The following is a 12339-nucleotide window of genomic DNA, read 5'->3' as shown; positions in this document are numbered from 1 at the left end:
AATAATCTGAAGAGCCTACAGCGTAAAAGATTTATGAATTAATAAGATAATCCTTTAGTTCACTTTCCAGGTATTCGGTCCCATTATCAGCTTTTCAAGGTCACCTTTTCCGTTCTTGGTAATAGTATCCTTAATCTGATTTTCAATTGAATCTTCGTAACACGGCCTTTCGATGGCGCGAAAAACTCCAACAGGTACGGGACCACCGTAAAATTCTATATTTGCCAGAATGTGTGACATCACAGGCGATTCTTGGTTTTCGTGATGCACGAGCAAGTCTTTTTTTGTATATTTCTTACCGAGTTCGACCACTTTAGGAGTTACACCATCCAGGATGATTCCCTTTTCATCATTGCTTCCGAATAGAAGCGGTTTCCCGTCCCTAAGAATAAGAGTATTATCATCTTTTACATCTTTTTCTGTGTAATCGAAAAAAGCGCCGTTGTTGAAAATATTGCAATTTTGATATATTTCGACTAAAGACGTACCCTTATGTTCATGAGCACGTTTGATAATATCGGCGAGATGATGGGGCCATCTGTCAATAGAACGCGCGACAAAAGTTGCTTCGGCTGCAAGAGCAAGATTTATCGGACGAATAGGTTGCTCGACACTTCCGTAAGGACTCGACTTCGTTACTTTTCCAACTTCGGATGTGGGGGAGTATTGTCCTTTAGTCAGACCGTAAATACGGTTATTGAACAGTAAAATATTTATATCAGGATTTCTTCTGAGAGCATGTATAAAATGATTTCCACCAATGGATAAAGCATCACCGTCGCCGGTTATGACCCAAACGGATAGATTAGGATTCGAAACTTTTACTCCTGTGGCAATTGGCAGGGCTCTGCCGTGGATGGAGTGGAATCCATACGTATCCATATAATAAGGAAAACGGCTTGAACAACCGATGCCGGATATAAAAACGAAATCTTCTTTCGGAACGCCGAGAGTCGGCAATACTTTCTGAACCTGTGAAAGAATTGAATAATCGCCGCAGCCGGGACACCATCGAACTTCATTATTCGATTGGAAATCAGCTTTAGTCAGAGTTGCTTTGGTTGAACCGTTGCTATTATTATTCCCCATAATTTATTGTCCATCCAATATAGTCTGAATCTTATCGACAATTTCGTGAATCATAAATGGTTTACCCTGAACTTTATTCTGTTGTATCACTTTCTTTTCAAATTTCGCTTTTATAATGAAAGCGAGTTGACCTCGATTGATCTCAGGCATGAGAATATTTTCAAATGAATCCAATACTTTGGCAAGATTTTTGGGAAATGGATTGATATAATTTAGGTGCGCGTTTGAAACTTTATTCCCCTTTTTCCTATGTAATTCGACCGCTGCTGTGATAGCTCCGTAAGTGCTGCCCCAACCAAGGACGAGAATTTTGCCTGATTTTTCGCCTGATACCTTAAGAGAAGGAATAATATCAGCAAGTCTTTCAACTTTATTATGGCGGTATTCGGTCATGAGTTCATGATTGTGAGGGTCATAGCTTACATCGCCGGAAACGTCGGCTTTTTCCAATCCGCCAATCCTATGCTCAAGACCCGGCGTACCGGGAATTGCTCGTGGACGAGAAAATGATTCTTTATCACGAAGATAAGGCTGGAAAGTTTTAGGATCTTTATGCCTTGTAATCTCAATCGGTGGCAAGTCTTTTAAATCAGGTATTAAGAACGGTTCTGCTCCCGACCCCAGATAACCGTCGGATAGGAAAATTACCGGACACATTGCCCTAAAAGCGAGCCGTACAGCTTCGTAAGCCATATAAAAACAATCTCCGGGAGTGGAGGCTGCTACAATTGGCAATGGCGAGTCACCGTTGCGTCCGTACATAGCTTGAAGTAAATCGGATTGCTCGGTTTTTGTGGGAAGTCCGGTACTTGGGCCTCCTCTTTGCACGTTTGAAATAATCAAAGGCAATTCTGTAATCAGAGCGAGATTTATGGCTTCACTTTTTAGCGCAAGACCCGGTCCGCTCGTTCCCGTAATTCCAATGCTTCCTGAGTAGCTTGCTCCGATGGCAGCACAAACAGCAGCGATTTCGTCTTCAGCCTGGATTGTTTTTACTCCAAAAGATTTGTGTTTGGAAAGTTCGTGCAGAATATCACTTGCGGGCGTAATAGGGTAAGACGCGTAAACAAGCTGAGTCTTTGTCAGCTGGGAAGCTGTAACATATCCGAGAGCAGTTGCTTCATTACCCGTTATATTTCGGTAAACACCGGGTTTCATCTTCGCTTTTTTAACAGCGTAGTGACCTGAAAATATCCGTGCAGTGGAAGCGAAATTGTAACCGGTTTTCAGAGCTGTGATATTTGCATCAGCAACCTTAGGAACCTTGGCGAACTTTTCATTCACCCATTTGATAGTGTGTTCCAGCGATCTGCTATACAACCAGAAAATGATGCCGAGCGCGGTAAAGTTTTTTGAACGTTCTTTTATTTTATTAGTCAGATCAAATTCTTCGAGGGCGTTTAAAGTTAATTTAGTAATCGGAATTTTGATGAGTCTATAATCAGATAGAGAACCGTCTTCAAGAGGTGAAGTATCATACCCGGCCTTTTGGAGATTTACAGCTTTGAACGCATCTTCGTTGACAATCAATATTCCACCTTGCTGCAAATCTTTATAGTTCACTTTAAGCGCAGCGGGATTCATAATTACCATTGCATCCGGCTCATCACCCGGAGTCATTACATCCGAGCTTGAGAAACATATTTGAAAGCCGCTAACTCCCGGCAGAGAACCGGCAGGCGCCCGTATTTCAGCCGGGAAATCGGGAAGCGTGCTTAGGTCGTTGCCAAAGATTGCCGTAGTATCGGTAAATTGAGTTCCGGCAAGTTGCATTCCGTCACCTGAATCTCCGGCAAATCGGATGGTAACGGAATTAATGTTCTCTAATGTATCGTTCGGATCGGTTGTCGGTAGATTCCCACCGTTTTTCTTACTCATTTTTAGATTTGTGTTTCCTCTCTCATTCTCAGTATCGGCTTTAAATTAAGCCCAAAAATCGAAATCGACATTATATAAATATTATATTATATATAATCAAGTGAAAAAGGAAGTGTGATGGAATCGGACTAATTTTTGTCATCATTTAACAGTCCAAGTTCCTTTTTAATTTCCTGCCTAAACTTCAAGGATTCCCTATGATATTCTGTTAAACGATTGTCTATTGCATTAAACAGGGTCCCTTTTTTGAACTTTCCATTTTTTAGTCTTTTGCCGGCTGGGGTGCCGGTGAGCAGCTCTATGCCTTGTTCGACGGTCTTTATTGGCCACACATTAAAATGTCCTGCGCGAACGACTTCAAGAATATCTTTCCTGATCATTAAATGTTGAACATTTGATGCAGGAATCATCACGCCCTGTTTTCCGGTAAATCCTTTTGCAACGCAGATGTCAAAGAAACCCTCTATCTTTTGATTCACTCCACCTATAGCCTGGATATTTCCAAACTGGTCAACAGAGCCTGTAACAGCGATGGATTGGTTAATGGGGGCTGAAGAAAGCGCCGAAAGTAAAGCGTAAAGTTCTGTGGAAGATGCGCTGTCGCCGTCAATAAAAGAATAATTTTGCTCGAATGTGATGCTTGCGGATAAGGAAATCGGAGCCTTGATGGCGAATGTTTTATTTAAGAATGAAGACAATATCAGAACACCTTTGTTGTGCGTGCTACCGCTCATTTTTACTTCTCTGTCAATTTGAACTACATTACCTTTTCCTGCGAATACAGTGGCGGTGATCCGGGATGGTACTCCGAATGAGTGGTCTCCGGCTTGATAGACAGCAAGCCCATTAATTTGGCCAACTATTTCATTTGAAATATTAAGCCTTATAATGCCTCTGTTTACCTGTTCCCGAACTTTTTCCTCCAGCAGGTTGGAACGGAATCTTCGTTCTCGCGTCGCGGAATCAACGTCAAGTTCACTTACGAATTTATGATTATTTAATTCTGCTGTGTAGCTTGATTCCCGTATGGTATTAACCAAATGACCGAATTGGATTGATACTCGCTGTTGGTCCGATATGGAGCGCTGGGCGTGTTCAATTAATGCAGCGACTCCTGTTCTGTCAAAGTGCCTGAGATTTTCTTCATTGCATACTTTTGAGATAAATCTGGCGTATTGTTGACTCGAACCGCTGGTCATTTTTACGGAATTATCAAAATCTGCCCTTATCTTAAAAGTTCTCCTGAACGATTCATCATAAAATTCCAAATGATGGAAAATATCCGCTCTGCCGAGCAGCACAATCTTTATATCAAGAGGAATCGGTTCCGGCTTAAGACCCACAGTTGAGATTAGCCCGATTTCTTCACTCATATCCTCTATATGCAGCTCTTTATTTTTTAATGTTCTTTTTAAGGTCTCCCAAACGAACGGGTGCCCTAAAATAGATTCGATATCAACAATTAAATAGCCGCCGTTTGCCTGTAAAAGACTTCCCGGTTTTATGAGTGTGAAATCGGTTACAAGCGATCCGAACTGCATTTTTTTCTCGATTCTGCCGAACAGGTTCTGGAAAGTTGGATTTGTTTCCACTATTACAGGAGCACACTTATTATCAATATTCGAAACTACCACATTGACGCTATACCGGATAAAACTGGGTTTTGATTGAGGAATCTGTAGCCCGAGCAAACTTCCTTTATCTTCGCCTGGAGGAATAAAATCTTCAAGATTTGAAATAATATCATTTTTAACGTCTTTCAAATATTGGATGACGGATTCGGAAAAACTGTATTTTTGTGTTAGAGGGTTAATTTTTCTGTCAATCATAAATTCTGCTACATCATAATCGAGAGAATCCAATTGTTCCTGCAATCTGATTTCGTGCTTGGTAATTTCTTTTACTGAAGAAGAGATTTTACCGTGAACCGCATCTATTTTTTTGTCAACACTCTTTTTGACACTATCTTTCAGCGCATTATACTCGTGTGGAGTCATCTCCCGACCTTCCACAATAGGGATAGTATTATATCCTACGGTAGCATTTTGAATCACTATTTGACGGCGTTTAGCGAAATTTTCAAGGCGGCGTAAAGCGCCGCTCCGCTTTTTGTTGAACTCTTCATTGAGATGTTCTCTCTTATCTTCGTACGCTTTATCGCTAAATGATTTTGGAAGATCAGTTTTCAGCGAGTTGATAAAAAGAGACATATCCTTTTCAAAAACGCAACCTTTTCCGGTGGGCAAACTGAACGAGTGAGGGTGGTCCGGTTCTGCAAAGTTGTAAACAAATATCCAATCGTCAGGACTCTTATCTTTTAAAGCCAGCTTATGTAGAAGCCCTTTTACAATAGTGGATTTTCCCGTGCCGGACATACCGGTAACAAAAATATTATAACCGTGTCCTTTCATTCCAAGCCCGAATTCGATTGATTTAACAGCCCTTTCCTGCCCTATTACGCCCGAAAGCGGTTTCAGTTCTTTTGTTGTTTTAAACTTAAAAGATTTTGGATCTACAAATTTTCGGAGCTGTTTAAATTTTAACGGTTTCGGTTTCAAAAATATATTTTCCCTTTAGCGATTGAAAAAATTCACTTAGCGTAAGCTATCCTCAATACCCGGACTGAGTCAAGGATATTAATTATGCGTCGGATTGATTTGGCGATTCATCTTCAGGTTTCTTCATCGATGTGCGGAATAAATAATAGGCAAGACCCAGGAATATGAGGAATGATAATACAGATTCCATACTACCCATCCATTCGTGAAAATTCCATGACGGTTTTTTGCCTACATAAAGCGCATAAAATGCTATGAGAACTCCCATTATGCCGTCTCCCGCCACATATCCGGATCCAAGTAAAATCCCACGTTCTCTCCTGTACTTAAGCAATTTTTCGTCTTTGCTGGATTTTTTCTCAACATAATGTCTGATTATACCACCGAGAAATAAGGGAGTCATAGTTGATACAGGAAGATATATTCCGACTGCAAGGGGAAGCGACGGGATAGACAACAACTCTGCGACCACCGCAAATGCCACGCCGGATAATACAAGTATCCATGGGATATTTGAGGAAAGGACACCTTCGATTACTACTTTCATTAAAGTTGCCTGTGGAGCAGGCAGTTCCATAGAACCGAAGCCATAAACTTCGCTTAGCGCTACCACTGTCATCGCCACAAAAATAGCTGCTGTAGCTACGCCTATCATTTCTCCTATCTGCTGTCTGTATGGTGTGGCGCCAAGCAGATATCCGGTTTTAAGGTCTTGAGAAGTATCACCGGCAATTGACGCTGCCACCGCCACAACCGCCCCGACGGTAATAGCAGCAGCTTTACCCATATTGTCCGTCCAGCCGAGAAGTACAAAAATTGAGCTGACGACCAGAAGTGTGGCAATTGTCATTCCCGACGTGGGATTACTTGTAACACCCACAAGTCCTACAATTCGGGAAGAAACAGTGACGAAGAAAAACGCGAAAATCACCATTAAAATAGCTCCAACTGCTCGAAACATCATTGAATCCGAGGTAGTGATAATATCGGGAGAGAGTGCGATTATAATGGTTATGAGAACGGAGCCTCCAAGGACGTAAGTTATATTAAGGTCTTTTTCAGTTCGTTTATCTAAATCCGCCGCTACTCCTACCCGTTTTTTCAGCTGCGCTATTCCCACCTTGAAAGATTTAACAATGGTAGGAATTGCCCTCGAAAGAGAGATCAGCCCTCCGGCAGCTACAGCGCCTGCGCCGATATAACGAACGTACCGTGACCAAATTTCGCCTGTGGACATTTCGCTGATAAGTTTCACCGGCTCCGGCGCAATTGGAGAAGCCAATCCATCTCCGAAATATGCGATTAGAGGTATGAGAATGACCCACGATATAAGACTTCCGGAAACCATCATTGCCGATACTCTGTATCCAAGAATATAACCGACCCCCAGCAGCGCAGGAAGCAATTCAAACCCTATTCGTCCCTTAGGAAGACCGGGAATTGACCAGCTTGCCTCTGTGCTCCAAAATCTTCCAAAGGACATCAGGCCCTTATATACTGCTCCAATACCTAAGCCTGTAAATACGGTTTTTGCATGAGAGCCTCCAATTTCGCTGGCAACAAGAACTTCCGCACATGCTGTTCCTTCAGGATAGGGGAGTTTACCGTGTTCCTGAACAATCAGAAATTTTCTAAGCGGAATCATAAATAAGATTCCAAGAAGCCCGCCTAAAAATCCGATGAGAGCCATTGTAAAAATCGTCGGATCGAGACCCCATAAGAAAAGAGCAGGCAAAGTAAAAATAATTCCGCTGGCGAGACTCGAACTTGCAGAACCGACAGTTTGGGCGATATTATGTTCTAAAATAGTCGTTTTTCCGAGGACAGGCTTAAACATACGAAAAAAGCCTACGGTCATTACGGCTATTGGAACTGAGGTGGATACGGTAAGTCCTACTTTTAGTCCGAGATATGCATTGGCGGCGCCGAAGATAATTCCGAATGCAGCTCCAAGGATTATCGCTTTCAGAGTAAATTCAGCAATATTTTCCTCAGGCGCAATGTAAGGCTCGTATCTTTCTCCCTCTTTCGGTGCGAATGCAGCTGAACTTAATGATTTTGCAGGCATTTCTTTATTCATAAACCATAAATCCTCGCAAGTTATTATTTAACTGCATTCAAAAGGTATGATTCGTATAATATCAGCTCCAATAAACAAAAAAGTAACCTTAAAAAGCCCAATTAAATATCAGATCAATTTGTTCCTGAGGAAGCCGGCTGAAGACATCTAAGGTATCTGATGCTCTCGGCATAGTTCCTTCGCTCACTCTAATACTGATACGTTTCCGAGCTTGCCATATTTGAAGCGTATCAAGAGTCGAACTGCTATCGGGTTGTAGCTTTCTGAAATATGGTTTTTGACCGTTAAAAACTCTCCGGGAGTCGGACTGATGACAGTCTGAGCAGTTGCCGTCAATAATAGTCAACACAGCATCCGGTACGTTATCAAAATGCTCAATATCAGTAGGATTTTCCGCAAGGTCAGCACAGCCTGTAAGGAAGAAAAGAGTGATATTTATAATAAGTGGGAATTTCATCTTTCGTCTATGTGGCATCTCAAGCAGATGGTCGCTTGCCCTTGAACATCGTGACAACCCATGCAACGCTCCAAATCCCTTCTCGCAAAATCCGCGTGCCTGCCGCCCAAAATAATGCTCGGCGCCCAATCGGCGCCCTGATGCCATTTAGGCATAAATTGATTTTCGTCATCTCTGTGGCACTCTACGCAGAATTCTGTGAAATCGTGGCAAGTAGTGCAAAAACGATCTTTTCCCTTTGCCTCTATAGGATGTAAAAAACGATAATTCAAAGAATGAACTCTTCCGATAGATTGAGGTTTCTTTCCCCGTTCCGTTGGCTGGTAAAAAGGTGCAACACTTTTTGAGGACGATTTCGCAAGTTGAGAACCTGTATGACAATCCTGACACCAGTTTTCCTGATGACACATAACGCAATTTTCTTCCGGCTTCAAGATTCCCGAGTTGAATTTTACCGGATGTTTGTGAAGCCAATCGGCAGTATGGAATTCGGGACGAAGCTCATCTTCATTTATGTGGCACCATGAACAGTCCGTAGGCGCAACTTTATCATTATGACAATTAACGCAAGTGGTCATCGGCGGCATATTGGCATCGGTGAGGAAATCCACTTCTTTCACATTAACATGGCAGACGAAACAGAGAAGTTGTCGCGTCACCGTATGGTATTTATGATTGAAATTAAGTTCAGGTTCTTTCGGAATAAATTTTATTGTCTTACTCTGCTTCAGTTCGGGTGAATCTGATTTGTGGCAAGTCAGACAAACCTCTTTCGTCGGCAGGAGAACATCAGATGACGAGATAGAGGTATCGGTGCCTTCGTGGCAGGTGGAGCAATTAACATTCGGGATAGCCAAATGAATTTTATGAGAAATCTTCAGAGGACTAATATTCTTTTCATCGGCAGCCGAAATAATTGAAGAGCTGCCAAGTAGAAAAAGAATAATTAAACGAATATATTTAATCAATTAGTAATCCGCACCCTTGAAAAACCATAGATTAAGTTTCAGAAAGACTCTCAATTCCCTGTCGTTTCCTGCAAAGGGAATGATATTTCCGATATTTCTCCATTCAATGGATTGGCTCAGAGATTGTAATTCTCCGTCTATGGAGACTCGCCTGCTAAAACGTAAATTGAATCCCGTCCTCAAGCTGAAAGCGGTGCTGTTGTCGTTATCATCAAGATCAAAGGAAGTAATGGAAAAGTCCGACCATTCGCCGTCAACTCTAAGGCTTAGATTTCGGGATAACTTGCCGTAATATCCTCCGTAAATGCCGGTCCAGTTTCCACCATATCCTCTCCTAATCACTAACCCCGAGGAGATTTTGCTCAATGTGATACCACTGTTAAACCGGAAGCTATTTACGCCTTCGCCGTATAGAACAGTTGCCGCTTTAATGTTTAGCCACATATTGCCGGCCACTTTCCTGTCAAACGCCAGACTCAAATCATTGCTCCGGCGCAACAGGTTGGTGAATCTGCTGAAGAAAGAATTGACGTAAACTAAAGGACGTCTATTTGAGAGTTCAAGAGTCAGATAATGAGATTCCGGCTTAGAATGGGTGAAAACGATCTCGCCTCTTTCCAACGCAATATTTCCGTCAACAACGCCTTCGCCTACGCTGAAATCACCCCGGATAAACAGACTCATTTCTTTATTTAAATTTCTTGCGAGATTGAATCCCGCTGCCTGCCGTTGAAGCGAAATAGGGTTTATGGAACTTATTCCCAATCTCGGCTGATCAAGCTCATACGGTTCAACATTTTTAGATCTTCTCACAAAACTGAGTTTCAGAACGTTGCCCAATAGTTGGAAAATAGTTAGTTCGCCGCCTAAAATATGGCTTTCATTCCAATCGTCAACTGTTTCCGGATTTGAAAGTGGCGCCAATGTACCTGCGTAAAGCCGTACTTTCCCCTTTTTCCAACCTTTATAAGTAAGTCGAAGCCCATCCATCGGACCCCTACCAACTCCGGCAAAGATGAATTGTCTTCCAAATCGGACATCGGTTGCCATGAATGCCCGAGTGTACTCCGCATAAAGGTCATACATCTTAAAGTATGTGCCACCCTCAACAGCTTCAGAAAAATCGTCGGTAACATAAAAGTAACTTTTAATCTTTAATCTTTTGATTCCTACGTCGCGCAGTGTCAGACTACCGGATTGATAACCTCTGAGATGTTCCCTTTCGGTGCCGTCATAGCTTTCTGTCCACGAATAAATTGAAGATGTGAATCGAGTGTCGTAGGATTGACTTGAAACGGATGAAATCTGAATTAAAGAAAAAAATATGAAAGCAATAGCATTGAGAACTGATATCCCCCCCGGATATTGAAAATCATTGCGAGAAATATGCTTATCCACCTTTTAATGGCAAATTAATAACTACAAGCGAAAAGTAATTATAAGTGAGTGGAAGAATGAAGTCAAGGCATTCAGAAATAAAGAATTACGAAGAAAAATTAAACAATTTTAACGCACTTATGTTGACAATCAGCCGCCGAATTATTAAACTCCTCTGCTATAGAAAGGTAACTGAATAATGTCAGATAAAATAAAAGCTGTGGGAATGCTTTCAGGGGGATTGGACAGCACTCTTGCGGCGCACATATTAAAAGAAATGGGCGTGGAAATTCAGGGTGTGAATTTCAGCACCGGATTTTGCATTACTGATCATCACAGAAAATTAAATCGGGATGATGAGCCTGTTCAAAAAATGCAGAATGAAGCTTTGCGGTTAGGAGCTGATCTTGAAATTCCGTTAGAGATTATTGATATCTCAACTGAGTACTGGGACATTTTGCTGAATCCACAACATGGATACGGCGCAAATATGAATCCGTGTATTGATTGCCGAATTATGATGTTCACCAAAGCAAAGAGATATATGGAAGAGATAGGAGCACATTTTGTATTCTCCGGCGAGGTGATGGGGCAGCGACCTAAGTCGCAGCGAAAGCCTGTGCTGTCCGTTATAGCTGAGCAAGCAGGATTAGAGGGATATTTATTGCGTCCGCTCTCGGCAAAACTCTTACCGGAAACTATTCCCGAGAAACTTGGATGGATAGACAGAGAGCAGCTTTACGACATAAGCGGAAGAACGCGAAAGAAGCAGATGGAGCTTGTGGAGAAATTCAATATAGAATATTATCCGCAACCTGCCGGAGGCTGCTGTACTCTCACGGATGAAGCATATTCTGATAAGCTCCGCGATATGCTAAATGATAATAACGAACAACCTTTAACGCCGGAAGACGTTATACTACTGAAGGTGGGAAGACATTTTCGACCTGCGCCGGGCGTGAAAGTCATTGTTGCCCGTGACGAGCAGGAGGGACGATTCCTTTCAGGGTTTAAATTAGGTCGAAGCGTGATGGAGACAGTTAATTTCGGAGGTCCCGTCACACTGATTACAGGAGAGACCACCGATGAGCAAATGTCCGACATCGCTCGCCTTACAGCGAGATATGGACAAGGCCGGGAATCTGAAATGGTTCAGATAAAATTGATTTCGAATGGCGACAGCAAAAATATCGAAGTGGCGCCGTTTCCATCTGATGAGGAGATAATAGAAGAATGGCGAGTTTAAAACATTTAACGTTTCTATCTATAATAGCTGCCCTGATTGTGGGCTTCAGCGGCTGCGGAAAGAAGGAAGATAATAATTTGAGCAATCTGAATAATCATTATGCTGAATTACGGAAAGTGAAAGATAAATATTTCAAAGAAGACCCGGACTCTCCTTTGCTTGACGAAGATAAAGGCAGTTTCTCCGAGCTTAATTACTATGAGCCGGATTTAAAGTATAAATTTACCGGACAAATCCAAAAATATGAAAAGCAGGAAGTTGTTGAGATGCTCACATCTACAAGTGACCTGAGGAATTTCCATAAATACGGCTATTTTAGTTTTGAAATTGATGGAAACGAATATAGCGTTCAGCTTTATAAGGAAGTGGATGAGAATCCGTCAGGAGAATCATATTATTTTGTTCCATTTAAGGATTTGACAAACGAAACTGATACTTACGCTGCCGGACGCTATCTTGATATACCGAGTTCTGAATCAGACATAATCACGATTGATTTTAATGAGGCATATAATCCGTACTGCACTTACAGTCCATTTTATTCCTGTCCGCTGCCTCCGATTGAAAACCATCTGAAAGTTGCGATAAAAGCGGGTGAAAAGAATTTTAAAACGGATGAAGCAAAAGGGTAAATCTATTTATCCGGAATTTTATTCTTCGTTTTCATTAAAATCGTAAGAATCAAC

At 41.9% G+C, this 12339-nt stretch carries 9 protein-coding genes; 2 read left to right on the top strand and 7 right to left on the bottom strand.

The features are described from left to right. Positions 1-54 precede the first annotated feature (54 nt). The 7 genes from IIB39_07550 to IIB39_07520 all read right to left on the bottom strand — a co-directional run bounded on the left by IIB39_07550 (position 55) and on the right by IIB39_07520 (position 10428). Positions 55-1089: a 2-oxoacid:ferredoxin oxidoreductase subunit beta gene (locus tag IIB39_07550; protein MCH8928552.1), complete on the bottom strand. Its 1035-nt coding sequence runs from the start codon at positions 1087-1089 to the stop codon at positions 55-57. 3 nt (positions 1090-1092) lie between these two features. Then, on the bottom strand, positions 1093-2967 hold the full coding sequence (locus IIB39_07545; protein MCH8928551.1) for a 2-oxoacid:acceptor oxidoreductase subunit alpha: 1875 nt from the start codon (positions 2965-2967) through the stop codon (positions 1093-1095). A gap of 128 nt (positions 2968-3095) precedes the next feature. Next, positions 3096-5525, bottom strand: a complete 2430-nt coding sequence (locus IIB39_07540) for an AAA family ATPase (GenBank protein ID MCH8928550.1) — start codon at positions 5523-5525, stop codon at positions 3096-3098. Between the two features lie 82 nt (positions 5526-5607). Next, positions 5608-7593, bottom strand: coding sequence for an oligopeptide transporter, OPT family (locus IIB39_07535; GenBank protein ID MCH8928549.1), 1986 nt, complete (start codon positions 7591-7593; stop codon positions 5608-5610). 100 nt (positions 7594-7693) lie between these two features. Next, a complete protein-coding gene (locus tag IIB39_07530; protein ID MCH8928548.1) occupies positions 7694-8062 on the bottom strand; it encodes a hypothetical protein in 369 nt (122 codons plus the stop codon). Beyond that, positions 8059-9030: a hypothetical protein gene (locus IIB39_07525; GenBank protein ID MCH8928547.1), complete on the bottom strand. Its 972-nt coding sequence runs from the start codon at positions 9028-9030 to the stop codon at positions 8059-8061. Before IIB39_07525 ends, IIB39_07530 begins: the two co-directional genes overlap by 4 nt. Continuing rightward, positions 9031-10428: a hypothetical protein gene (locus tag IIB39_07520; protein ID MCH8928546.1), complete on the bottom strand. Its 1398-nt coding sequence runs from the start codon at positions 10426-10428 to the stop codon at positions 9031-9033. A gap of 178 nt (positions 10429-10606) precedes the next feature. On the opposite strand from IIB39_07520, the gene IIB39_07515 reads away from it, so the two are divergent. Both IIB39_07515 and IIB39_07510 read left to right on the top strand, forming a co-directional pair. Beyond that, positions 10607-11653, top strand: a complete 1047-nt coding sequence (locus IIB39_07515) for a tRNA (5-methylaminomethyl-2-thiouridylate)-methyltransferase (protein ID MCH8928545.1) — start codon at positions 10607-10609, stop codon at positions 11651-11653. Continuing rightward, the gene (locus IIB39_07510; GenBank protein ID MCH8928544.1) at positions 11641-12285 is read left to right on the top strand and encodes a DUF1684 domain-containing protein; all 645 of its coding nucleotides are present in this window, start codon (positions 11641-11643) and stop codon (positions 12283-12285) included. The genes IIB39_07515 and IIB39_07510 overlap by 13 nt, the downstream gene beginning before the upstream one ends. Positions 12286-12339: the final 54 nt, after the last annotated feature.

It is taken from the genome of Candidatus Neomarinimicrobiota bacterium, from assembly GCA_022573815.1.
Classification (GTDB): Bacteria; Fidelibacterota; SORT01; order SORT01; family SORT01; genus JACZTG01.
The sequence above is the reverse complement of the archived record's forward strand: the minus strand, read 5'-3'. Positions and strand labels throughout refer to the sequence as shown.